This is a genomic window from Tenacibaculum sp. SG-28 (assembly GCF_002954385.1).
In the GTDB taxonomy this organism is placed as follows: domain Bacteria; phylum Bacteroidota; class Bacteroidia; order Flavobacteriales; family Flavobacteriaceae; genus Polaribacter.
Window position 1 is genome coordinate 824,682 of the sequence record NZ_MQVY01000001.1, and the last position, 24,412, is coordinate 849,093.

19 protein-coding genes and 2 pseudogenes are annotated in these 24,412 nt (G+C 35.0%); 10 read left to right on the plus strand and 11 right to left on the minus strand.

Annotated elements, in window-relative coordinates; translation table 11 throughout:
• The first annotated feature begins 69 nt into the window (after window positions 1-69).
• Entirely contained in the window at window positions 70-582 is a 513-nt protein-coding gene (locus BSU00_RS03590; protein WP_105003148.1) for a hypothetical protein, read from the plus strand.
• Between the two features lie 35 nt (window positions 583-617).
• On the opposite strand, the gene BSU00_RS03595 is transcribed toward BSU00_RS03590, so the two are convergent.
• From BSU00_RS03595 to BSU00_RS13160, 10 genes and pseudogenes are all read right to left on the minus strand, one after another.
• Window positions 618-2,033 carry an alpha-amylase family glycosyl hydrolase gene (locus BSU00_RS03595; RefSeq protein WP_105003149.1) on the minus strand — a complete coding sequence of 472 codons (1,416 nt, stop codon included), beginning with the start codon at window positions 2,031-2,033 and terminating at the stop codon, window positions 618-620.
• A 7-nt stretch (window positions 2,034-2,040) separates the two neighbouring features.
• The gene (locus BSU00_RS13880) at window positions 2,041-2,775 is read right to left on the minus strand and encodes a hypothetical protein (RefSeq protein WP_369820250.1); all 735 of its coding nucleotides are present in this window, start codon (window positions 2,773-2,775) and stop codon (window positions 2,041-2,043) included.
• Window positions 2,775-3,710, minus strand: coding sequence for an alpha-amylase family glycosyl hydrolase (locus BSU00_RS13885; RefSeq protein WP_369820251.1), 936 nt, complete (start codon window positions 3,708-3,710; stop codon window positions 2,775-2,777). Before BSU00_RS13885 ends, BSU00_RS13880 begins: the two co-directional genes overlap by 1 nt.
• Window positions 3,707-6,097, minus strand: a complete 2,391-nt coding sequence (locus BSU00_RS03605) for a TIM-barrel domain-containing protein (protein ID WP_105003150.1) — start codon at window positions 6,095-6,097, stop codon at window positions 3,707-3,709. The genes BSU00_RS13885 and BSU00_RS03605 overlap by 4 nt, the downstream gene beginning before the upstream one ends.
• Window positions 6,098-6,103: 6 nt before the next feature.
• Window positions 6,104-7,105: an alpha/beta hydrolase gene (locus tag BSU00_RS03610; protein ID WP_105003151.1), complete on the minus strand. Its 1,002-nt coding sequence runs from the start codon at window positions 7,103-7,105 to the stop codon at window positions 6,104-6,106.
• 149 nt (window positions 7,106-7,254) lie between these two features.
• Entirely contained in the window at window positions 7,255-9,549 is a 2,295-nt protein-coding gene (locus tag BSU00_RS03615; RefSeq protein ID WP_105003152.1) for a glycoside hydrolase family 65 protein, read from the minus strand.
• Between the two features lie 70 nt (window positions 9,550-9,619).
• A complete protein-coding gene (gene pgmB, locus BSU00_RS03620; RefSeq protein ID WP_105003153.1) occupies window positions 9,620-10,273 on the minus strand; it encodes a beta-phosphoglucomutase in 654 nt (217 codons plus the stop codon).
• Window positions 10,273-11,654: pseudogene (locus BSU00_RS03625) on the minus strand (MFS transporter). Before BSU00_RS03625 ends, pgmB begins: the two are co-directional and overlap by 1 nt.
• A 143-nt stretch (window positions 11,655-11,797) precedes the next feature.
• Window positions 11,798-12,574 (minus strand): substrate-binding domain-containing protein, encoded by a 777-nt coding sequence (locus BSU00_RS03630; protein ID WP_369820270.1) that lies wholly within the window; start codon window positions 12,572-12,574, stop codon window positions 11,798-11,800.
• A complete protein-coding gene (locus BSU00_RS13160) occupies window positions 12,574-12,813 on the minus strand; it encodes a LacI family DNA-binding transcriptional regulator (protein WP_233188578.1) in 240 nt (79 codons plus the stop codon). The genes BSU00_RS03630 and BSU00_RS13160 overlap by 1 nt, the downstream gene beginning before the upstream one ends.
• Before the next feature lie 195 nt (window positions 12,814-13,008).
• Here BSU00_RS13160 and BSU00_RS13165 point away from each other — a divergent pair, with 195 nt between their 5' ends.
• The 9 genes and pseudogenes from BSU00_RS13165 (at window position 13,009) to BSU00_RS03665 (ending at window position 23,195) form a co-directional block, all read left to right on the plus strand.
• Window positions 13,009-14,346: a TonB-dependent receptor plug domain-containing protein gene (locus BSU00_RS13165; protein WP_233188579.1), complete on the plus strand. Its 1,338-nt coding sequence runs from the start codon at window positions 13,009-13,011 to the stop codon at window positions 14,344-14,346.
• Window positions 14,347-14,417: 71 nt separating this feature from the next.
• A pseudogene (locus tag BSU00_RS13170) lies at window positions 14,418-15,938 on the plus strand (TonB-dependent receptor domain-containing protein); the annotation flags it as partial.
• Between the two features lie 12 nt (window positions 15,939-15,950).
• Complete coding sequence (locus BSU00_RS13890; protein WP_369820252.1) at window positions 15,951-16,526, plus strand: hypothetical protein; 576 nt, start codon at window positions 15,951-15,953, stop codon at window positions 16,524-16,526.
• A complete protein-coding gene (locus tag BSU00_RS03640) occupies window positions 16,496-17,557 on the plus strand; it encodes a RagB/SusD family nutrient uptake outer membrane protein (RefSeq protein ID WP_369820253.1) in 1,062 nt (353 codons plus the stop codon). Before BSU00_RS13890 ends, BSU00_RS03640 begins: the two co-directional genes overlap by 31 nt.
• 11 nt (window positions 17,558-17,568) lie before the next feature.
• The gene (locus BSU00_RS03645) at window positions 17,569-18,699 is read left to right on the plus strand and encodes a SusE domain-containing protein (RefSeq protein ID WP_105003154.1); all 1,131 of its coding nucleotides are present in this window, start codon (window positions 17,569-17,571) and stop codon (window positions 18,697-18,699) included.
• 18 nt (window positions 18,700-18,717) lie between these two features.
• Window positions 18,718-19,878 carry a SusE domain-containing protein gene (locus BSU00_RS03650; RefSeq protein ID WP_105003155.1) on the plus strand — a complete coding sequence of 387 codons (1,161 nt, stop codon included), beginning with the start codon at window positions 18,718-18,720 and terminating at the stop codon, window positions 19,876-19,878.
• Window positions 19,872-20,393, plus strand: a complete 522-nt coding sequence (locus BSU00_RS03655; RefSeq protein WP_105003156.1) for a hypothetical protein — start codon at window positions 19,872-19,874, stop codon at window positions 20,391-20,393. Before BSU00_RS03650 ends, BSU00_RS03655 begins: the two co-directional genes overlap by 7 nt.
• Before the next feature lie 73 nt (window positions 20,394-20,466).
• Window positions 20,467-20,736 carry a hypothetical protein gene (locus BSU00_RS03660; RefSeq protein ID WP_105003157.1) on the plus strand — a complete coding sequence of 90 codons (270 nt, stop codon included), beginning with the start codon at window positions 20,467-20,469 and terminating at the stop codon, window positions 20,734-20,736.
• Window positions 20,676-23,195, plus strand: a complete 2,520-nt coding sequence (locus BSU00_RS03665; RefSeq protein WP_158254388.1) for an alpha-amylase family glycosyl hydrolase — start codon at window positions 20,676-20,678, stop codon at window positions 23,193-23,195. The genes BSU00_RS03660 and BSU00_RS03665 overlap by 61 nt, the downstream gene beginning before the upstream one ends.
• 63 nt (window positions 23,196-23,258) lie before the next feature.
• On the opposite strand, the gene BSU00_RS03670 is transcribed toward BSU00_RS03665, so the two are convergent.
• Entirely contained in the window at window positions 23,259-24,407 is a 1,149-nt protein-coding gene (locus BSU00_RS03670; protein WP_105003159.1) for a flavohemoglobin expression-modulating QEGLA motif protein, read from the minus strand.
• Between the last annotated feature and the right edge of the window lie 5 nt (window positions 24,408-24,412).

The following is a 24,412-nucleotide window of genomic DNA, read 5'->3' on the forward strand; positions in this document are numbered from 1 at the left end:
AAATTATGAAGTTATTATGTGTTTTTTGAATATAACTTATATTAGCAATTCTAAACTGATCAATTTACAATGGAAGATAAATTAATGGATAGTATTTCCTATGTATTGCCAGCAATTGTAACAGGTATCGTTGCATACTATATCTTAAGCGCATTCATACGGCAAGATAATAACGAAAGAAAATTTAAAGCTTTGGTCGAAAAAAAGCGAGATAGTCTCCCCATGAAATTACAAGCCTATGAAAGGATGTTGTTATTTTGTGAAAGAATTAATCCAACAAAATTATTATTGCGAGTAAAACCAATAGGAACGAATTCAGAGAACTATTTACAACTTTTAATCGCGAATATTGAACAAGAGTTTGAACACAATTTTGTACAACAATTATATGTTTCTGAAGCCTCTTGGGAAGCAATTTTAAAGGCAAAACTCGCCATTGTAACAAAAATTAAAAAATTAGAAGAGCAATCGAAATCGGCAAGTGATCTCCGAGAAAATATTTTAATAGATTTTAACAACGGAGATAATCCTAGCAATTTAACAATTCACTTTTTGAAGCAGGAAGCAAAAAAATTATTTTAAAAAAGGAAAGGACTCTTCACAGAGTCCTTTTTTTCTCACTTCACTAAAATTCTATATTCCCAAGGTCCTAAAGAAAATACATTTTCTGTAGTTGTTATACTTTCACCGGATAAATAGTCGGTGAAGGAGTTGTTTAGATTCAGTTGCTGTTCTATCGGATTTACCGATAAATTCGCCATAAAAATTACTTCATCAGTATCTTTTTTTCTTTGGAAGATTAAAACATTTTCTTTAGAATTCAGCCTTTCATAATCTGCTGCTTCTTTACCACCGTTTAGTGCTGTATTTTCTATTTTTAATTTTGCTAACTTTTTTAATAATTCCCATGTTTTGCCTTTTTGATGGGGAATTACATCTTTTTCAAAAAACTTCAATCGATGGTTTAAATCATACTCTTGCCCCGAATATATCAATGGCATCCCCGGAGCTACATAACTAAGCGCTGTAAAAACTTCCCATGATTCTCCTAACCGTTCTGCAATTGTTCCATTCCATGAGTTTTCATCATGATTGGTTACAAAATTCATTAAAATATCATTTTTTTCATAGCGAAGAGAATCTTTCGTAAACGCCTTATCCCAAGCTAAAGCATTTTCCTCACCTTTAGCAATGGCATTCATTACATGGTGCTTATCCCAGCCATAGGCCATATCAAACAACTCTTCTTTTAATAATTCAGGTTCCCAGGCTTCTGCCAACATAAAAATATCTTTCTTAGCTCGTAATTCTGGAATAGCTTGTTGCCAAAAGTCAGTCGGAACAGAACCGGCAACATCGCAACGAAAACCATCAATATTTTCTTTTGTAATCCAATGCAACATATCCTCAATCATTGTTTTTCGTAGGTCTTGGTTGTCATAATTTAAATCTGCTACATCTTGCCATCCAACAGGTGTTCCGTCTTCGTTTAATGGATCTGTAATTTCTCCTTTTGCATTTTTAGAATAAAAATCTGGGTTTTCCGTTATCCAATGATGGTCCCATCCGGTATGATTAGGTACCCAATCGAGGATTACATACATACCATTTTCATGTGCTGTATCTACCAGTTTCCTAAAATCTTCTATACTACCAAACTCAGGGTTTATTTTTTTAAAATCTTTAACCGCGTAGTAACTCCCTAAATATGTATCGCGTTCCTCTTCGGGAAAATCTGTTACAAATTTATCTCCCGTAGCTTTTCTTTTTATTTCAGATATTGGAAATATGGGCATTACCCATAGGATTTTAACTCCTAGTTCTTTTAACTGAGGAATGTCTTTGGTAAATTGATCAAAAGTTCCTTCTTCAGAATATTGTCGAATATTTACTTCATATATAACTGCTGTTTCTAAAGCTTTCTCAGTATAGATAAGCCCCTCTTTTTGATCGAACTTTGTTGCTGTAGCTGGGTTTTTCTTACATGCAATAGCTATGCATAAAACGTAAAATATAAAAATAGTTTTTTTCATGATTGTATTAATTATTTGCTCCTTTTTCTAGCAGTACAATACTATGCTTATTTTCTAGGTGTACTGCTCCTTTAACTACTTTTGTTTCTTCTCCAGAATATGCATCTCTTACAATAGTTCCATCCGAAAATACAGAAGAGACATCAATGGTTTTATTTCCTTTTGGTAGGTCTAATCCTATAACCACAGAATCTTTGTAATCGTCTTTTGCATAGACTCTTCGAAAAACATAGGGTTCTTCCGATATTATAGCGTGTTGTCCGGCACCAATTGCAGGATGATTTTTTCTAAATGAACCTAGTTTTTGCCAATGGGTAAGTAAGGTTTTCGTACTGCCATCGGAAATGGTATTCCAAGGCATATTGGAACGCAAATTTGCATCACCCTTTGCCTGATTTACTACCAAAGGTCTGGCTAGTTCGTCACCGTAATATATTTGAGATATTCCTGGGGTTAAAAACAATTTTGTAGCTGCCTCGAATCCTCGCTTTCGCTCAGGATCAAAAGGTTGACCATCATCATGAGAACTAAGATAATTCAATACACTATTTCCCTTTAACTTTGTTTGTAAAGTACTAGCATAGCTGGCAAATAAGGTTTCATAATTAGGTAGTTGTTTCGCGTTCCATTTAAATTCAAAATTTATTAAACTTTGAAATGCTTTATCGAAATAATTTACTTTTTTATCTGAAAAATTGTAAAATGGACCGCTACTTATGCCATATCCATAGACTTCTCCCATTAAGTAAAAATCTTTTTCATATAATTCTTGAGGATGATTTTTTTGTAAGTAGCAAAGGCCTTTTGACAAATAGTATAGAACTCTTGCCAAACAGTTTCCTCTACATGCTTCACCGTATCCACGCGATATCCATCAATACCAAATTCTTCGATATAATCGGCAAGCCACTTCATAATGTAAAAACGTGGTGCTCTTGGATACCCTGTTTCTTTAAAGAAAGCATCCAATTCTTGAACCTCTTCTTGATATCTACCTTCGGTCTTCCACTTTTCTACCAAATGTTCTGGTAATTGTACCTCTTGATTACTTTCTGTTTTAACATCGGGAAGATTTTTTACCAAAGTACACGTCACAGTATTGCTATAGGTATCATAGGTACATTGTGGTATCGTACGAACCCACTCCTCAGGCCATAAAGGATCTTGCTCTGTTACCGGGCCTGTATGATTAAGTACCGCATCTAACATTACTTTTATGCCATTCGCATGCGCCACTTTAACTAACTCGTGCAGTATCTCTTTGGTTCCAAAATTAGGATCGATTTTCGTCCAATCCTTTGTCCAGTATCCATGGTATCCATAAGTTACACCGGTACCTTCATCTACTGCACCATGTATTTGTTCAACAATTGGTGTCATCCATAATACGTTAACGCCAAGTTTTGTGAAATAACCATTTTCTATTTTATCTATTACTCCTCTTAAATCACCCCCTTCAAATCCTCTTAACTTTCCGGTTTTTTCCACTCTAGAAAATGCCATATCATTTTTGGGGTCTCCATTAGAAAACCTATCCGTAAGTAAAAAATAAACATTGGCAGCATTCCAAGTAAAAGGAACCTCTTGCTTATTTTCTTGTAATTTAGAGGTATTACTAGACTTTGTAGTGCAACTTACAAGCACTAGGAATACTATGCTTAGTCCTATTTTTTTCATAGTGTACATTGTATTTTAATTGTGGTACTTTTATTTGTAACCCATCGTACTGGAATTGTTAATATTTTGCTACCAGCGTCATGCATTGACGGTATTTCTTTCCCATCGTGTGTTACTTTGTTTGGTTTTTTCTCAATATTGTGAATTATAAATTCATAATTCTTTTGCTGGGCAGTATACGATTCTCCGATTACGGCCGAAAGCGAAAAGGATAAATCGCTATTATCAAATACACTTTTTAACTGCACAATTTCGTATGCATTCGCGTTAAATGCATTCGCTGTTTTTCCATCATCATTATAAATTTCTCTCTTACTTTTAAGAACCGAGGTATCGTGATAGTAATGAATACGGAGATCATTTGGATTGTATTGGTGTTCCTTTTCCACCACATCACTTAAAGGTATAAAAGCACCCGACCTAACTAATGTTGGAATAGTATTTTTGGTATGGTGCAATCCGTTTTCCCAACCTTTACCAATAATCTTTTTATCCGTGTAAAAATCAAACCAAACCGTTTTTTCGGGTATATACATTTTATTGTCTGAAGATTTTTCCTTCAAATAGGGTGCGATTAAAAAATCCTTCCCCCAAAGATAGGTTGTAGCGATAGTTGTTGCATTGTTATCTGAATAGTAAAAAAACAATGGACGCATCAATGGAGTTCCTTTCGTATGATTTTCAAATACCAAATGGTAATTATAGGGCAATAATTTATAGCGCAATTGAATTGCTTCTTTTGCTCGCTGCTTTGCATTTTCCGATCTAAATACTGGTTCCGACGGTACTTCTTCTTGTCCGTGCGGCCTAAAGATAGGTTGAAACACTCCATATTGTAGCCAACGAACGTACAATTCATCATCTAAATTTGCTCCTGCAAAACCTCCTAAATCGGAGTGCATATAGCCCAAACCTTGCATTCCCATTTGCAATGCTATTTCCGGTTGACTTTGCAAACCTCCCCAAGTACGATTTACATCACCAGACCAGGGAATCATTCCAAAATGTTGCGAACCAGAATATCCAGCACGCATTAAAATAAACGGTCGAATCTTAGGGTAATGTTTTGTATAGCCCTCATATACTAAACGCGCCCAGTCATGACCATAAATATTGTGAACTTCATCCGCACTCCTATTTCCGTGTCGCACCCAAGATGGATGTACTTCGGGCTCTCCTAAATCTCCCCATACACCTCCGACTCCCATGTTAATTAATTTTTGATAACGAGACCAAAACCATTCCTTCCCTTGTTCCGAATAAATATCTATGAGCCCAGTATTCCCAAAATAAAAATCATAACGAGCAGTATTTCCTACAGAATCTTTTGCCAGAATATTCCCAGAGACCGCTTCCTTCCATTTTTTTGAAGTACTCAAAATAAAGGGTTCTGTAATCGGTATTGTTTTTACACCTTTTTCGCTTAATGTAGCCACCATTCCTTGAAAGTCTGGAAAAGAATCTTTAAAGATTTCAAAATTCCCCATAGTTCCTTTAATGTCTTTGCCAAACCAATATAAATCCAGAATAATAGCATCTAATGGAATATTATTTTTTTCATACGCTGCCACAACTTGCATTACTTCTTTTTGGGAATGGTATCCAAATCTACTAGCGAAATTACCTAAAGCCCATCGAGGAATCATTGGCTGTTTTCCCGTTAAATCTGTGTAACTATCCAGTAGATCAAGCCAATTATCTCGCACTATTACTTGGTAAGTTTTTCTTCCGGAAATCGTTTCGTATCGCAGCGTGTTATTTTGTTTGCTGTCTAGATCTAAAAATCCAATGGGTGCATTATCAAAATGTAAAAGGTATTTCTTTGAAGAAATTACAATTGGCATCGTGTAGTTCATTAATTCGGAATGGGTTTCATACCCATAGTGTGCTTTATTATACAATTTTAATCTATTGCCCCTTCGATTCATTCCTAGCGCCCTTGCTCCACCACCATACAAAACTTCTTTTTCCTCTAAATTAAATTCAAGAATTTCTGTACCGTTTTTTATCATATAACCTCTTTTTTCAGAGACTACCTCTTTGCCGTTGTGAACATAGGAAATTTTGAATGGTGTTTTTTGAATATTGACCTGTAAGGCCGAAGTTCCAAATACGATTTGGTTCTTTGTTTCCTTATAGTTTACCACTATGTTTTTAGGTGGTAAAATAACCGCATGGGATGCTACTATTATATTTTGAGACTGCGGAACAAATGTGTTTTCAACAATATTTGTATCGTAAAACACGAAGGTATAGGTACCGTCATTTACTTGAACCGAAAGACTGTTTTTATCCTTCAGTTTTGCCATTTCCAAAATTCGATTTGCATTTTGAGAAACTAATGGAACGGTAGTTATAAGTGCTATTAGAAGTAAAATTCTTTTCATAAAAAGCTATTTTGCGTTTTGATTTTTCCCTAAAAGAAATAGCAAGGGAGTTGCTAATCTTTTATTCCATGAATTTTCGCTATGGTCTGCACCTTGAAATTTTATATTTCTAAAGTTGGCATTGGTATAACCTTTACTTTGAAAAATAGAATCTATTTTCCCCGCATATGTAACGTAATGCGCATCGAGTGTTTCTGTTCCGTAATCAAAATAAAATTTATGTGTGTTTGGATCTGGGGCATTATCCTTAAGATAAGAAAAAAATACCTCTGGTACAGGATTCCATCGGTTGGGTTTCAAACCAATCCAATGTGTAGACATGCATGCTGCTCCTGCGAAAATCTCGGGGTATTCGCATACTGCATACATTGCTATTAGCCCTCCCATCGAAGCACCAGCTGTAAAAGTATTTTTTCTATCACTATGCGTACTAAAGTTAGCATCTATATATGGCTTCAATTCATTTACAATAAATGCTAAATATGCATCTGCTTTTAATTTTCCGTTTTGTAAACCACTTTGATTCTCTTTTGCTTTCGTAAATAGAGAATCTTGTGTTTTTTTCGAAAGAAGCATAAATGGTTTCTCAGGAAAATAATCGGAATGTCTGCTTTGCGGAATATTCCATATCCCAACTACTATAAAATCTTTAGTTTTATTCAGTTCTTGCATTTTTGTTGCCCATTCGTCCACTTTCCATTCTTGGTTGTTCCAAGTCTTTGAGGCATCAAAAAGCATTTGACCATCATGCATATACAGTACGGAATATTTTTTTGTTTTGTCGTATTCTTTTGGTAACCAAACATCTACATTTCTCGCCGTAACAAATACAGAATTAAAATTTTCTACTCGAAGTAACTTACCAGCATATAATTTGTAATTTAGAACCGCTTTAATGGTGTCTGTTGAATTTGTACTGTTTATGTAGGAAGGTACATCTTTTGCTACTTTCACCTTGCAAGAAAATACGATTACACACAACAATAAAAGACTTCGTATGTTGTTCATTTTATTGTTTTTTAGTGGTTAATAGTATATTTTCTTTGTTCTTGGGAACAGGTAACTAATAGTAGCGATAATATGTATAAAAAATTTCTCATATCGATTAAAAACCTAGTAACTTTTGTTGTTACTAGGTTTACTATTCAAATAATAAACTAAACACTCGGGGGAATGCTAATTCGTTGTTCGTTAACTATAATTTCTAATTCTTTTTCACCTTCTTGCTCAAAACTAGTATTGTCTTTTTCAACCGTTACTTTTAATACTTGCCCTCTAAACAAAACTTTAAAAGAGTAGGCGTCCCATTCTTTTGGTATTTGCGGTGTAAACGATAATGTTCCCTCCTTCACTCGCATTCCTCCAAATCCTTCTACAATACTCATCCATGTTCCAGCCATAGAAGTGATATGCAATCCTTCCTCCACTTCTTTGTTATAATCGTCTAAATCTAAACGAGAAGTACGCAAATAGAATTCATACGCTTGTTCCATTCTCCCTAATTTTGCAGCCTGAATACTATGTACACAAGGAGAAAGCGAACTTTCATGTACCGTAAATGGTTCGTAAAAGTCGAAATGTGTTTTTAGTTCTAATTCTGTAAAATCATCTTCAAAAAAATAGAATCCTTGCAGTGTGTCTGCTTGTTTGATATATGGAGAACGAAGAATTCTATCCCAGCTCCACTTTTGATTTATAGGTCGTTCTTCTTTTGGAAGATCTGCAACACTTATTAACTCTTTGTCTAAAAATCCGTCTTGTTGTAGGTAAACATTATGTTTTTCACAATACGGAAAATACATGGCGCTTGCAATTGCTTCCCAATCGTTTATCTCGGAAGCTTTGAATTTAGTTTTTGCTATTATGCGAGTAAAATCCTCTGGGTACTCTTTCTTAACTTTTTCTATGTTAGTAATTGCATACTCAAGACACCACTTTGCCGCATAATTGGTATACCAATTATTGTTGATGTTATTTTCATATTCATTTGGCCCAGTTACTCCTAAAATAACATACTTTTTCTTTGCTGTCGAATAGGTTGCTCTCTGTTTCCAAAAACGTGCAATACCAATTAACACCTCTAACCCTTTTTCTGAGATATAACTATAATCACCGGTATAACGATGGTAATTGAAAATAGCATAGGCAATAGCCGCATTTCTATGAATCTCCTGGAATGTGATTTCCCACTCGTTATGACATTCTTCCCCGTTCATAGTTACCATCGGATACAACGCTGCACCACTGTGAAAACCTAGTTTTTCTGCATTAGCTATAGCTTTATCTAGTTGCGAATAACGATATTCTAATAAATTTCTAGCTACATTTTGTTCTTTTGTTGCCATGTAAAATGGCAAACAATACGCCTCTGTGTCCCAATAGGTACTCCCGCCGTATTTTTCTCCAGTAAATCCTTTTGGTCCTATATTTAAGCAGGCATCGTTACCTAAGTACGTTTGATTCAATTGAAAGATATTAAATCGAATTCCTTGCTGTGCTTTAACATCTCCAGTTATGGTGATATCTGCCATATCCCAAATGGAAGCCCAAGATTGCTTTTGCTTTTCTAATAATGCATCAAATCCGAGAGCCGTGGCTTGCGATACTACTTCCATAGCTGCCTTCTGCAGTTGACTTTTTTCATGGTTTCTATCTACCGTGTAACCACCAAATTTATAAATGGTTGTGGTTACTCCTTTCGGAGTATCTATTGTATAATGGAATGCTATTTTATGAGTAGTGCCCGTTTTTTCTGGTTGTAAAGAAAGTTTTTTACCATCGCTAAATACTAATGATTGCATAAAGGTACATACGTGAAAATTAGTTTTCATAGTATGGGTGTGAATAAAAGCACTTTCTTCAATAGTAGATATATCTACGAGTTCCCAAAATTTATCATCCCAATTACTATCCTCATTAGTAATACCGGCATCTATATAGGGCGCATACGTTATGGTTACAGCTTTATTCAAAGGTGTAATAGAATATTGAATAGCTCCTAATTCTTCTATATCTAAACTGAGAAATCGTTTTGTTTGTACCTCTATTTGAATTCCATTTGGTAATTCTGCTTGAAACGTTCGAGACAACCATCCCTCTTTCATATGCAGCTCTCTTCGAAAGTTAGATACGGTTTTACAGGTAGCTAAATCTAAGTTTTCCCCATTAATTTTTATATGAATACCAATCCAATTTGGGGCGTTTAGTACTTTTGCAAAATACTCTGGATACCCATTTTTCCACCAACCTACTCTGGTTTTATCTGGATAATACACCCCCGCAATATAGCTACCTTGAAAAGATTCTCCCGAATAGTCCTCTTCAAAATTTGCACGTTGACCCATAGCACCATTTCCAATACTAAATAAACTTTCAGAAGACTTCACACGACTTGGTTGAAATCCTTCTTCCACGACGCTCCATTCTTTTGCTATGATATAATTCTGATTCATTGTTTTTCTCTCTTTTTAAAAAACTGTTTTTTATTAATTTTATGATATTTAAATGTTTTTACTAAAGATGTTATGCAAACAAATTGTCAATAAAACTGATAGTAATTTCTGTAAAATCTCTAAACACATAATCTGCTTCATGAAGTACTTTTGCATCACCAATACCAATAGCAATCATACCTGCATTTTTTGCAGCTTGCACTCCTGCTTGAGAATCTTCAAATACGATGCAGTGTTCTGGTGCAACATTTAATTGTTTTGCGGCATTTAAAAAAACTTCCGGATCTGGTTTTGCCTTAGAAACATTGGTGCCATCTACAATCGCGTGGAAGGCATCTAATAAATTTACTTTCTGAAGTATGGGTCTGGCATTTTTACTGGCAGAACCTAGGGCTATTGGTGCATTTTTACTCGTAAGGTAATTTATAATCTTTGGAACATCCGGTAAGATCTCTTCTGCATCCATTTTTTCAATATAACCCAAGTAATCTGCATTTTTTTTATCCATTAGTTCTTGAAACTGAGTTTCGGATATAGTTGCATTTCCCCATTGTAAGATTTTTTCTAAAGACTTTACTCTGCTAACACCTTTTAGTTGCTCATTTTGTGTTTGTGTAAAATCTATTCCGATACCATTGGCTAACTTTTTCCAAGCTAAAAAATGGTATTTAGCGGTATCTACGATAACACCGTCTAAATCAAATATAAATGCTGTTGTTTTCATTATTCAGTATCCATATCTGGCTGATATGTAATTGCGTTTTTATTAGTTATTAACAAGTTGCATATTGCAGCAAGTAGTAAGCTTACCCCGGCAACTGTCATTGCGTTTATTGCCTCATTTCCTAAAAGACCGGAAACAAAATTTACTCCTCCAATTGCAGCAATTATTTGTGGAATAACAATAAACATGTTAAAAATCCCCATAATCACTCCCATTTTATTTGGATTAACTGCACTAGAGAGCATCGCATAAGGCATGGATAAAATACTTCCCCAGGAAAAACCAATAAGAATAAAGGAAACTGTTAAATATTCAGGCTGGTAATGTATTTCATCATTAAAAATCCAATTCCTCCTGCTATTAGCGAAATCATATGCACGTATTTGCGGTTAATTCTTCTCCGTGAAGTATATAAAACCAGTAGCAGTGCGAATGCCATTGAAGATAGCCCGTAAATCCCCATGTAAGAACCAACGAGATTGGAAGACTTTTGAAAGGCTGTATTAGCCGTATTATAGGCCTCTTTTTCTGTAGGTATCTCCATATCATAATGGGTTTCAATTGGTGCTGGAGTATTAAAAACATGTTCTGTAAGTGCTGGATTTGCCATACTCCACATCGTAAAAAATGCAAACCAACTAAAAAATTGGATTATGCCTAATTTTTGCATGGTAACAGGCATGCTTCCTATGTTATTTACAATGTCAGGAATAAATTGATTTTTTTTTGCTTTTTCCTTTTCAAATTCTTCTAGGTCTTCGGGAGGGTACTCTTGGGTTGTAAATACGGTATATAATATACTTACTAAAAACACTAAAGCACCAATAGCGAAAGCTACCTTGACCGTCATAGGAACTACCCCAGAGGCAGCAGCATCACTAACACCGAGTTTTGAAATGAACCAAGGTAAATTGCTGGCAATCCACGTACCAATTCCTATAATCAAAGTCTGTACTACAAATCCATAAGATCGTTGGGAATTTGGAAGTTTATCTGCAACGAGAGCACGAAATGGTTCCATAGAGATATTTATGGAAGCATCAAGAATCCATAAAAAACCTGCTGCCATCCATAACGCTGAGGAATGCGGTACTAAAAATAGTGCAATAGAACTTAATATTGCTCCAATAAGAAAATACGGTCTTCTCCTTCCCCATCTAGGACTCCAGGTCCTATCACTCAAATAGCCTATTATAGGTTGTACAAGTAAACCTGTTAAAGGAGCTGCTATCCACAACAGTGGAATATCCTCTTTACCGGCACCTAAAGTTTGAAAGATACGGGACATAAAACCTCCCTGAAGCGCAAAACCAAACTGAATTCCGAGAAAACCAAAACTCATGTTCCAGATTTCCCAAAAACTTAATTTTCGTTTATTCATTATCGTAATTATTAATTCATATTACGATAAGTACGGTGACTTATCAATACTATTTGTGGAAAGTAAATTAAAGATAGGTCACTTATTTAAAGTTGCTAATATATGGTATTTTTAGAAAGATAGAATAAAAAAACACATTTTTTCTAACTTTTACTTGATTCGCGAATTTTTAAATCACTAGAAATGACCTTTGTTTGGGGCTTTTTATTAGGATTATTAGTTTCTATTTGCTGAATTAACATTTCTGCTGCTTGTTTCCCCATAGTAAATCCATGTTGAACAACTGTAGATATGGAGGGAGAGGAATATTCCGAAATTAAACCATCGGTAAAACCGATAACAGATAACTCCTCTGGTATTTGCATGTTTTTTTCTTTCGCAATTCGAATAGCTACCGCAGCATAAATTTCATTTACTGCAAAAACGGCATCTATATCTTGTAGAAATAACTTTTCTATCTGTGTTCTGATATCTGCTTCCTCTCGAACCCTAATAATGTAAGACTCCTTTATGGTATGTCCGAATTCTAGTAGGGCTTTTTCATAGCCTTGCAAACGTTCTGTTCCTACATTAATGTGTTTTGGTGTGGTAAGAATTCCTATTCTTTTACAACCTGTATTGAGTAAATACTTTGTAGCCTTATACCCTGCTCCTACATCGCCAACAGTTACTTTGTCACAGGCAAGTGAATGGTGGGTTCTATCAAACAAAACAAGTGGAACATTATTTTGTATTAAATTTTTAAAATGCGTAAACTCACCTTTTTCAAAAGTTTCTTTAGCAATCGATACCAATAAACCATCTACACTTCCATTGGTTAGTACACTTATTGTTTCGGCTTCTTTTTTTTCTTTATCATTAGAAAAACAAACCATTATGTTATATCCTTTTTCTGTAGCAGCTTGTTCTATACCTTTAATTACTGTAGAGAAAAATGATGGACAATTTGCGGAAGGATAATGCCGATAACCTTTGTTTGTTGATTTCTAAGCTGTAAAGCCAAATTATTAGGCCGATAATTATAAAAATCTGCAAAAGCTTTTATTCGATCTTTTGTCTCCTGACTTATTTCAGGACTGTCTCGAAGTGCTTTCGACACCGTGGATGTAGCAACCCCTAATTCCTTTGCTATTATCTTTAATGTAATTCTTGTTTTCATATTTTACAAATTTGACAATTTTAACCCTATGAATTTACTAAAGTGTTAATATTTGGTTAACAAGTTATCAACACGAAAACGTTTTCGGAGTGTTTACAGTACCTAGAGCGATTATTTTCTTTCTATATTCACACCGTGGAAAGTTAAATTAACGATAAAAAAACAAATAATTTACAAGTATATTACTATAAAACGATGAAGTATTTTAAATTAATTTTATCTAGTATCGCACTATTAATTTCATCCCAAATATTTGCACAGCAAGTATTAAAAGGTGTGGTTCTAGAGAAAGCTACAGGTGAAGGATTACCTGGAGTATCCGTAGTCGTAAAAGGAACTACGAAGGGAACTTCTTCTGATTTTGAAGGGAATTTTCAATTAGAAAACATACAATCAGGAGATGTAATAGTATTTAGTTCTGTAGGATTACTAACGAAAGAAGTTACGATTTCCAATAATTTTCAACTTACCATAACTTTAGAGAATGACGCGCAACAATTAGATGAGGTGGTTCTTGTAGGATATGGTTCAACTACCAAAAAAGATGCCACAGGTTCTGTGGAATCTATTACAGAAAAAGATTTTACTAAAGGAAATATTGTTACTCCTGAAAATTTATTAAGCGGTCGCGTTGCCGGCGTAAATATTACTACAAGTGGAGCACCTGGTTCTGGATCGGAAATACGGATTAGAGGAGGATCCTCTTTATCTGCATCTAATGCACCGCTTATTGTAATTGACGGACTACCTATCGATAATAATGGAACCACTGGTTCTAGAGGTGTATTAGCCAACATCAACCCTAATGACATTGCTTCTTTCTCTGTCTTAAAAGATGCCTCTGCTACTGCTATTTATGGTTCTAGAGCTTCAAATGGTGTGATAATCATCACCACCAAAAAAGGAAAAGCAAACTTTAGCTTCAACTACGATGTTCAATATACCTTTGGTGAAATTAGAGATCGTGTAGAAGTTTTTGGTTCGGATGCTTTTCGAGCAATAATTGCAGAACAACGGCCAGATGATGTAGGTATGTTAGGTAGTGCTAACACCAATTGGCAAGATGAAGTCTTACAAGAATCGGTGTCGTCTATGCATAATTTATCGTTACGCGGTACTATTTTAAATGCAGTTCCTTTCCGTTTATCAGCTGGTTTTACAGACCAAGAAGGAAATATTTTAACTTCTAACTTTGAACGAAACAACGCATCTCTTTCTTTGAGCCCAAGCTTATTTGACGATCATTTAAAGGTTAATGCTAATATTAATAGAGTTCATGAAAGTAGTAGGTTTGCCGACGCAGGTCAATTAGGCGCTGCAATGCGTTATGACCCGACACAACCAGTGTATGATGCGAATTCACGATTTGGTGGTTTTTACCAACACACAACCAATAGTAATGGAACAACCATAGTCTTAAATGGTACCACGAATCCAGTGGCAAACTTATTGCAAAGAAGTAACTATGGTAGAGCAAGTAGAACCTACGGTAATGTACAATTAGATTATAACTTCACTTTTTACCAGAGTTAAAAGCTGTTGTAAATGTAGGATATGATGAAACCAAAGGAAACGGTACCGATCGTACTTCATTACAGGTTCCTGTTTCTTCTTCCAATCCTGATTTTATTGGAAATGACTCCTACAGTTCTCAAACAAGAACAAACAAATTACTCGATGGATATTTAAACTACAAAAACAACCTTACAGAGAATCTTGTTGGAGATTTTACAGCAGGTTATTCGTATCAAAAATTCACCAACGAAGGGTTCAATTCTGGAAACACAAGAAATCCATCTAACGAATCGGATACCTATACCGATGATCCTGTGGTACTAATAGGATTCTTCGGAAGAGCAAATCTTACATTTTTAGATAAATATTTACTAACTCTAAACTACAGAAGAGACGGTACCTCTCGTTTTTCAGAGGATAACAGATGGGGTGATTTTGGTGGTGCTGCAGTAGCTTGGAAAATTAGTGAAGAAAATTTCTTAAAAGACTCAAAAGTAATTTCAGACCTAAAACTACGCGCAAGTTATGGTAGTACAGGGCAGCAGAATATTGATGCTAGAGGATTATTTTTAGAACAGTATCGATTGGGTAATTTTAACTCACAGTATATTTTAGGTAATAACCCATATACTATTGCAATTCCATCTAGAATTAATAAAGATCTTAAATGGGAAACTACTAAAACGATTGAATTTGGTATTGACTATGGTCTTTTTGAAAATAGATTTAACGGTTCTATTAGTGCTTACCAAAAAAATTCAACCGATTTATTATTCAACGATGTTTCTGTAGCCGATGGTACTAATTTTTCTAATACCATTACGAAAAACATTGGGGAGTTACAGATTAGAGGTCTTGAATTCTCTATTAATGGAGATATTTTAAATTCGGAAGATTTTCAATGGAATTTTAACCTTAACGGAACTTTTTTCGATCGTGAGATAAAAGAGTTAGCGCTAGGACAGGATGTTAGAACTGGTGGGATTGCTGGTGGAACAGGAAATACCATTCAATTATTGAGTGAAGGGTACGCGCCGAATTCTTTCTACGTGTATAAGCAAATTTACAATACCGCTGGAAATCCTATAGAAGGGGCATATGTAGATCAAAATGGTGATGGAATAATCAATGACAATGATAGGTATTTAAAAGGTAGTCCCGACCCGGATGTTATCTTCGGATTCCAAACGAATTTTAATTACAGAAATTTTGACGTATCTTTCAATTTGAGAGCAAACATTGGGAATTATGTATATAATAATGTAAATTCCTCAAGAGCGCAACTAGAGTTATTACAAGATAATGCAGTATTAGGAAATATACCTACTGCTGTTTTAGATACTAACTTTTTGAGAACATCGGATGTTATTATTTCTGATATTTATTTAGAGAATGCTTCTTTCTTAAAAATGGATAACATTACGATGGGGTATACATTTAATCCTATCAAAAAGTTTTCTAATACAAGTTTACGTTTATGGGCAGGTATGCAAAATGTATTTACCATTACCAACTACAGTGGTTTAGACCCAGAGGTATTTAATGGTATAGACAATACTATTTACCCAAGACCCCGAAATATATTAGTTGGTGCCAATATTAAATTTTAAATCGGTTACGAAATGAAAAAAATTAATCAAAATATACAAGTAGTTTTCATCGCATTGATGGTTATTACTATTGGATTTAGCGCTTGTACCAGTGATTTAAATGTATCACCACAAGACGACGATAATTTATTAAGTGAAGACCTCTTTGCAGACGAAGATTCCTACAAACAAGTACTTGCAGGGGTGTATGCCAATTTGTCTTTAACTGGAACAGACGGCGCAAGTTCTTCTAATATTCAAGGATTAGATGCCGGAACAAGCCAATACGGTAGGGTGTTGTTGTATTTACAAACCTTAAGTGCAGATCAAATGATATGGTCATACGAAAACGATCCAGGAACTAGAGAAATTCAGAGAAATATTTGGACAGCGCAAAACCCTTTAATTGTTGGTATGTTTGGTAGAGCGCATGTTTCTATTGCATTTGCTAATAATTTTTTACGCGAAACTACAGCGGACAAACTTAACGAAAGGAATGTATCGGAAACCACTAAGGCAGATATCGTTGCTATAGAGCTGAAGCCAGATTTTTACGAGCATTATCGTATTATCACCTTATGGATCTTTTCGGTAAAGCAAATTTTATAACCGAAGACACCTCATTAAATAGTTATCCAGAGCAAGCAGATAGAGCTACATTATTTAGTTTTATCGAGAGTGAATTAACTGCTATTGAAAGTGATTTAATTGCTCCGCAAAGTAACGAATACGGTAGAGCAGACCGTGGCGCCCTATGGATGTTAATGGCAAAAATATACCTTAATGCAGAAGTGTATATAGGAGAAGATAAATATGCAGAATGTTTAGCGTATTGCGATAAGATCATCGGTGCTGGCTATGGTTTAGCAGAAGAATATTCGCATAATTTTATGGCAGACAACAATACTAATTCTGCAAGAAATGAAATTATTTTCCCTTTAATTTCTGATGGTTTGAATACACAAAATTACGGTCCGACTACTGTTATGGTAAATGGCCAAGTAGGTAGTATCGAAAAGAATGGAGCTTCAATGGGTGTCGGTGACGGCGGCTGGGGTGGTGCAATTCGAATCAGAAAGCAATTGGCAAACCTATTTAGCGGAACTAATTTTGCAAATGATGCGAGAAACACTATAATTTCTGCAGATAGACCTATCGAAATAGAAGATATATCAGACAGAGACTCTGGATATATACTTACAAAGTATTCAAATAGAACTTCCTTGGGTGAAGCAGGAAATGATCAAACTTTTGTGGATACAGACTTTCCTTTATTTCGATTGGCTGACGTATATCTAATGTATGCAGAGGCACATTTAAGAGGTGGCGGCGGCTCAGCATCTAATGCTGTGGCTTACATCAATGCTTTACGTTCTAGGGCCAATAACCCAGAAAACATAGATGCAACCACTTTAAATTTAGATTTTATATTAGACGAAAGAGCCAGAGAACTACACTGGGAAGCTAAAAGAAGACAAGATTTAATTCGATTTAATAAATTCACCGGTGGGGTTTATAATTGGGCATGGAAAGGAAATGGTAGTAATGGTATTTCTATTTCTAACAATCTAAAGGTTTATCCTATTCCAGAAAATAGTTTATTGGCGAACCCTAATTTAACACAAAACACTGGTTACTAAAACATATAATCATGAAAAAACTAATTATAAAAAATACATATTTAGTGTTTTTAGGACTATTATCCTTGTTTGTAAATTCATGTGATGATACCTCGGAAACATTTTCAATCGATACCAATCCAACTGCTCCAGTTTTGGCAGATTTGAATTTTAGCGAAATTGAACTAGATGCTAATAATGCTAACAATCCTGCCATGACCTTGAGTTGGGAAGACGCCGATTACGGGCAACAACTTGCTATTAATTACGGTGTTGAATTTTCGAGTGACGAAGCGTTTACCGAGACGGTTAATGGCGGAAGTTTAACTGGAAAAAATGCCTTAACGTTATCTGTTGGCGAGTTAAATAGTATTGCTAGTGAGGCAGGCTTAAATCCTTTTGAGTGGGGTACACTATACGCAAGAGTAGTTTCTTCCTTAGGGAGTCAAAAAAGCGAACAAGTATACTCTAATGTAATAGATTTTTCAGTGTATCCATTTTTCAATTATCCATACAAGGAATATTATTTAGTTGGAAATGCAACGGCACCAGGATGGGATAATAATAATAACAACCCTCCCCTATTTCGCGATGTAAATGATCCTAACATCTACTCGTACTCTGGAAATTTTGTTGACGGGCAATTTAAGGTTTTAGAATTCCCTGGTTTATGGCAACCGCAATGGGGTACTAACGATGGAACATTAAGTAACGGCGTTTATGCTGGGTCTATAGATGTAAATCCTGGAGGAGGTACTGACCCAGGAACCTTTCCAAACAACAATACAGATGCAACCGGTGGTAGTTACACATTTACTATTAACTTTACCACAAAAGAATACACGCTTACTACATTTAATGCACCAAACACTCCAAGTCCGGCAAGTTTAAGCCTAGAAGGTAGTGGTGTAAAAGATGGTGCACCAAAAGCCTTTACTGCGTTACCATCAGATGGTCACATTTGGTACGTAAATAATGTGCGTTTGAAACCAGGGACAATAAATTTCGTTACCGACAGTGGAAGTGCATGGGGAAGTGAAGTTGCTTTCGGCGGTATCGCCACAGAAAATGGAGGAGATATTCCTGTGATTGTAGAAGCAGACTATAATGTTTGGTTTAATGACCTAACAGGTCAGTATATTTTTATCCCTCTTGATTTATAATACATAACAAATTTTAGCATGAAATATTTTATACATAAAATACAGTACTTTTTACTTGCAATAATGCTTGTAATTAGTTCTTGTGAGGTAGAAGACAATTTAAATGTTGTTATGCCTGAGGCTGCTTTCACATTAGAAACTCCCGGTATAACAAGTGTTTTTTTAAACTTTTCATTACCGAATAATCCGGCTTTTACAATTACTTGGCAAGACGCCATTACCGATAGCTCTTCGTACACCATAGAGATTTCTGATACTGAGGAATTTACTAATACCGAAATTTTAGGTACTTCTGAAACTGCATCATTCTCTATGACCGTTGCTGAATTTAACACTGCAATTAATAAATTGATAGCTTCTTCTTTTAAAGATGTAGCAATTTATTTTAGAGTGAAGGCTGGTGATGCGGTAAGTAATACTATTTTATTATTGGTAACTACGTACCCAATTAACCCGCCATCTTTTGAAGGAATTGCAGAGGGAGATACCTTTGCTTTATCCAAAGATAATAAAGATGATGTTGCAGTAACTATTGCATGGAACGATCCTATCTTAGATGCAACACTTAATATCGATGCAGAATATACGATAGAGGCATCAAGCGTGGCAGATGATTTTACTGCACCAATTGAAATTGCAAAAGTTTCTAATGTAAATAGTTACGATGTAAAAGTATCCAAGCTTAATGCAATCGCTCTCGAAAGCGGAATTGCACCCGATACGAATGGAGATTTATTACTTCGAATAAAATCTGTTATTACAGACAATGGCAATACTTTAGAAAGAATTAATACACCTATTAAGATTTCGGTTACTACCTACAAAACAGTTCTAGATTTATCAACTACATGGGGAATCGTAGGAGAATTTACAGGTTGGGGAAGTGATGCTGATGCTCCGTTTTGGAAAACGGAAGAAGATGGCGTGCTTAATGCTTATGTAACACTTCCTGTAGGTGAGATTAAATTCAGAGAAAATAGCGATTGGACAAATAATTACGGAGATACTGGTGCAGATGGAACATTAGAGGCTGGCGGAACTAATATTAGTATTGCAGAAGCAGGCTCGTACAAAGTAACCATGAATCTTAATGACCTAACCTACACCATTGAAAAATTCTCTTTGGGTATTGTTGGTAGTGCTTATAATAATTGGGGGCTACGCCGGATTTCATGCTAGAATATGACCAATACTCAGATGTTTTTAGGGGAATTGTAACCTTGTTAGACGGGGAGATGAAATTTAGAATGAATAATGCATGGGATGAAAACTACGGTGATGATGGTGCTGATGGAACTTTAGAGCCTGGCGGACAAAATCTATCAGTAACTGCAGGTATATATATAGTAACCGTTAATTTAAACGAAAAAACATATTCACTACAACAAATAGAAAATGTATGGGGCTTAGTAGGTAGTGCATACAATAACTGGGGAGCTACTCCGGATGCACAATTTACAAGAGACTGGTCGAACCCGTTAGAAGACATTTGGATTCTTGAAAATGTAGATTTGTTAGATGGTGAATTTAAGTTTAGAGCAAACAATGCTTGGGATGTAAATTACGGTGATAACGGAGGCGATGGAACTCTTGAAATTGGGGGTGCTAACATCGTTTCAACCGCTGGAAATTACACCATTACGCTAGATTTTTCCGATCCTGCAAATCCAACATATACGATAGATCAAAATTAACATTTCTCATTATTAAATTAAAGGCTGTTTTTAATATGGAAACAGCCTTTTTCTTTCCTAGATTTGTATCCTTATGAAAAAAATACAACTTATTCTTATCCTTTTTGTTAGTTGTGCAATACGCGCACAAATAACCACCAATCCAGGTACCCCAACGATTAGTGATGAAATAGTAATAACCCTTGATACTTCTGGAACAGAATTAGAAAATTACACCGGTGATATCTATGCACATACCGGCGTTACCGCTGACGATGAACAATGGCAAAATGTAATTGGAACATGGGAGATAATGAAGTGCAACCTAAATTTACCAAAACAGCATCCAATACCTATACTTTAACCATAACAGGTAATGTTTATGAATTTTATGATGTAGCAACAACAGTAAGTATTTCCGAAATCAATATAGTAGCAAGATCGGAAGATACTACCTTACAAACCAGACCGGATATTCACATTGAAGTTTTTTCTAATGAGTTAAATCTTCAGTTTACAAACCCAGATAACAATAGTATTTATGAAGCGAATACTGCCACTACTATCACCGCAGAAGCAACTACGGAAGCTACCCTGGAATTATATGTAAATGATGAACTAATTGCATCGCAAACTGACAGTAAGATTATAACAGAAGCGTATACTTTTAGTACAACCGGTCAACAAGTCATAAAAGCAATCGCAACCGCCAATGGAGTGACCAAAGAAACGAATATTAGCGTGTATGTAAAAACAATAACTACAAACGAAACGAAACCAACTAATGCAGCAAATGGGGTTACATTGAATGCAAATAATTCGGTAACATTTATTTTGTTAGCACCTGAAAAATCGGATATTTTTTTACTTGGTGATTTTAACGGTTGGAATGTTCAAGAGGAGTATCAAATGAAAAAAGATGGTGATTATTTCTGGATTACAATTAGTGATTTAGATCCTGACCAAGAATACGCATACCAGTATTTTATCGATTATTCCAAGAAAATCGCAGATCCGTATGCAAGAAAAGTTTTGGATAAAGCAAACGATAAATTTATAGATCCAATTAACTATCCTAATTTAAAAGAGTTTCCAGCAGAGGCCGATGGTATTGTAAGTACATTCCAAATTGAAGAAGATGCCTACAATTGGCAGCAAGCATCGTTTACAAGACCTAAAAAAGAAGAATTGATTATTTATGAACTTTTGGTTAGAGATTTCTCAGAAAACGACAGCTATGAAGCGGTTATTAGTAAATTAGATTACCTTGAAGATTTAGGGGTAAATGCGATTGAGTTAATGCCTGTAAATGAATTCGAAGGAAATGACAGCTGGGGGTATAATGTTTCGCACTTTTTTGCCCTAGATAAAGCCTATGGAACTAAAAACAAGCTCAAAGAACTAATCGATAAATGCCACCAGCGAGGTATTGCCGTATTGCTGGATGTTGTATATAATCATTCCTACAGTCAGTGCCCTTTGGTTCAGATGTACGAATATGATACCAACAATGGCTCTACGACTAACAATCCTTTTTACAACGATGAACATAACTTTGAAAATGAGGCACTGCAATTTGGATTTGATTTCAATCATGAATCTGCGTACACGCAACAGTATTTTAAAGATGTGATGTCGTATTGGATTAATGAATTTAAAATTGATGGATTCCGCCTCGACTTTACCAAAGGGTTTACCAATACTTTTTACCCAAATAGTGGTGACCAATGGGGCAATGGATACAATCAAGATAGAATCGATATTCTAAAAAATTATGCAACTCATGTATGGGAAAATCACGGTAGTGATTTTTATATGATATTAGAACATTTAGCAGATAACTCCGAAGAAAAAGAGCTTGCTAATGCTGGTATGTTATTGTGGGGTAATTTAAATTACAACTACAATCAAAATACCATGGGATTTTCAAATGACACCGACATAGCATGGGGGTATTACGAAGAAAGAGGCTATGATGAAAATAATCTAGTTACCTATATGGAGAGCCATGATGAGGAGCGTTTAATGTATAAAAACTTAGAATTTGGGAATACGCAAGGGAGTTATTCGGTTAAAGATCTTAATACAGCATTACAGCGACAAGAATTAGCAGGGCTATTTTTCTTCTCTATTCCTGGTCCAAAAATGATTTGGCAATTTGGAGAATTAGGATATGATATTAGCATCGATCAAAATGGTCGTACGGGAAGAAAGCCAGTAAAATGGGATTATTATGATGTAGAAGCACGAAAAAGCATCTATGACGTATGGTCTCAAATAATTTCTTTGCGAAAAGAAAATGAGGTGTTTGCTACAAATGATGTGACCTTAAACGTGAATAATTTGGTAAAAAGAATAAATTTAAACCATAGTACAAATAATGTAGTGTTAGTTGGTAATTTTGATGTTACACCAAAAAGTGTAGATCCTAATTATCCAAAAACAGGAACTTGGTACGATTATTTCGAAAATACAACAATTACCGTTTCAAACCCTAATACTTCGATTACTTTACAGCCAGGTGAATATAAACTGCTTAGTTCGGAACCATTCGATAACGCACTCTCAATTAGCACAGTAACTACAGATTCTAATTCCGTAACATTATACCCAATACCGAGTAATGACTATGTTTACTTAGCTTCAAAAAAGCAAATAGAAAGTATCGAAATTTTTGATACTACAGGAAAACTAGTACTGCAGCTAGCGAACTACAGTTCGGATAACCCGATACCTATCTCTACCTTAACGAACGGGTTGTACATTGTTAAAATACGTACGGAACAACAAGAACAAATTCTTAAAAAGTTATTAGTTAACTAAATACAAAAGCCCTGCTGTTCAGCAGGGTTTACTCTTGATTTTTAAGCTTGTTATTTTAACTTGTTATTTCAAATTGTCAAGAATGAAGTTTATGGTTTCATTGGTATTTTTATTTTTCGTAAAAGAATCTGTCAAAAATTTCGGTTTAACCGCATAAGATTCCTGTATTAAATACTCTATATCCTTAACATATTTTATATCGACTTTACCGGTGAGTAGTAGACTTAAATCTTTCTCTGCCTTATGATAATCATATACTTTTTTTAAACCCGTTAAATATAAATAATCTTTTGTTAATCCACCACCTCTGTGCACCCGAGTGGTAATATAAAAAGCTTTTTCTTTATCTAAATCGTAAAAATTATGTAACAGTCTAAAGGTACGGGAGAAAGAATATCCCTTTGCCAAACTATCTACCGCTATCACCCGATAGGCTAGTTCTTTTAATCTCTTGATGGTTAAATTTCCGGACATATATTCACTAAATACCGCCAAACCTTCTTGGGTTTCTACATTATTTGGAAATCCATGTGAGAATATTTTTAAAGGATGTCTAAGACCATTCATGGTAGTAACCATATGTACTCCAATTTCATGATTGGTCAGAATTCCCATTTCATTTTCTGAAAAAATATGGTTGCTATTTAGCACTAATGACTGGCTATGATTTAAAACCATTGCAATAGCGCCCATTGCAGAAGACTCCTCGATAGTGAATGAAAAAGAATATCTTTCACTATATGCTTTAAATATTTCAATTGCTTCTTTAGTAGAATATTTTGGTTTAAAAAGTAAAGATTCCTTTGGTTCTTCCTCAAAATGCAATATAAATCTTGCGTTTTCTACATCTTGCTCCGTAGGTGTTCCAAAGGAATGTAAACTGTTGTAATAAAATTGCTCTCCTTCTCCGATCGTTTCTATACATCGAACAACTCCAGAATAGAAGTAAATAATATCTTGGTATAAATTGCGAATCCTCTCGTCTTCAATGAACTCTATTTTATTCGAAAAAAACTTTCTGTGTATTTTAAATTTATCAAAATCTCGCAGAGGATATATAAAAGAAGGATCTTTCAAATATTTTGAAGCAAAAAACTTTTGTTTTTCCTCCTCAATATTCAAAGGATTAACATAGTTTAAAAGTTCTACTTTTTTTATCAGTTTATCAATCCTTTTGTCAATCTTTATAAGCTTCTTACTCCATTTTTCCATTCATT

What these genes read in the sequence shown, in the direction of transcription:
- BSU00_RS03590 (WP_105003148.1), top strand. Translation starts at nt 70, where the DNA reads ATGGAAGATAAATTAATGGATAGTATTTCCTATGTATTGCCAGCAATT.
- BSU00_RS03595 (WP_105003149.1), bottom strand. Translation starts at nt 2,033, where the DNA reads ATGAAAAAAACTATTTTTATATTTTACGTTTTATGCATAGCTATTGCA.
- BSU00_RS13880 (WP_369820250.1), bottom strand. Translation starts at nt 2,775, where the DNA reads ATGGGAGAAGTCTATGGATATGGCATAAGTAGCGGTCCATTTTACAAT.
- BSU00_RS13885 (WP_369820251.1), bottom strand. Translation starts at nt 3,710, where the DNA reads ATGAAAAAAATAGGACTAAGCATAGTATTCCTAGTGCTTGTAAGTTGC.
- BSU00_RS03605 (WP_105003150.1), bottom strand. Translation starts at nt 6,097, where the DNA reads ATGAAAAGAATTTTACTTCTAATAGCACTTATAACTACCGTTCCATTA.
- BSU00_RS03610 (WP_105003151.1), bottom strand. Translation starts at nt 7,105, where the DNA reads ATGAACAACATACGAAGTCTTTTATTGTTGTGTGTAATCGTATTTTCT.
- BSU00_RS03615 (WP_105003152.1), bottom strand. Translation starts at nt 9,549, where the DNA reads ATGAATCAGAATTATATCATAGCAAAAGAATGGAGCGTCGTGGAAGAA.
- pgmB (WP_105003153.1), bottom strand. Translation starts at nt 10,273, where the DNA reads ATGAAAACAACAGCATTTATATTTGATTTAGACGGTGTTATCGTAGAT.
- BSU00_RS13160 (WP_233188578.1), bottom strand. Translation starts at nt 12,813, where the DNA reads ATGAAAACAAGAATTACATTAAAGATAATAGCAAAGGAATTAGGGGTT.
- BSU00_RS13165 (WP_233188579.1), top strand. Translation starts at nt 13,009, where the DNA reads ATGAAGTATTTTAAATTAATTTTATCTAGTATCGCACTATTAATTTCA.
- BSU00_RS13890 (WP_369820252.1), top strand. Translation starts at nt 15,951, where the DNA reads ATGAAAAAAATTAATCAAAATATACAAGTAGTTTTCATCGCATTGATG.
- BSU00_RS03640 (WP_369820253.1), top strand. Translation starts at nt 16,496, where the DNA reads ATGGATCTTTTCGGTAAAGCAAATTTTATAACCGAAGACACCTCATTA.
- BSU00_RS03645 (WP_105003154.1), top strand. Translation starts at nt 17,569, where the DNA reads ATGAAAAAACTAATTATAAAAAATACATATTTAGTGTTTTTAGGACTA.
- BSU00_RS03650 (WP_105003155.1), top strand. Translation starts at nt 18,718, where the DNA reads ATGAAATATTTTATACATAAAATACAGTACTTTTTACTTGCAATAATG.
- BSU00_RS03655 (WP_105003156.1), top strand. Translation starts at nt 19,872, where the DNA reads ATGCTAGAATATGACCAATACTCAGATGTTTTTAGGGGAATTGTAACC.
- BSU00_RS03660 (WP_105003157.1), top strand. Translation starts at nt 20,467, where the DNA reads ATGAAAAAAATACAACTTATTCTTATCCTTTTTGTTAGTTGTGCAATA.
- BSU00_RS03665 (WP_158254388.1), top strand. Translation starts at nt 20,676, where the DNA reads ATGGGAGATAATGAAGTGCAACCTAAATTTACCAAAACAGCATCCAAT.
- BSU00_RS03670 (WP_105003159.1), bottom strand. Translation starts at nt 24,407, where the DNA reads ATGGAAAAATGGAGTAAGAAGCTTATAAAGATTGACAAAAGGATTGAT.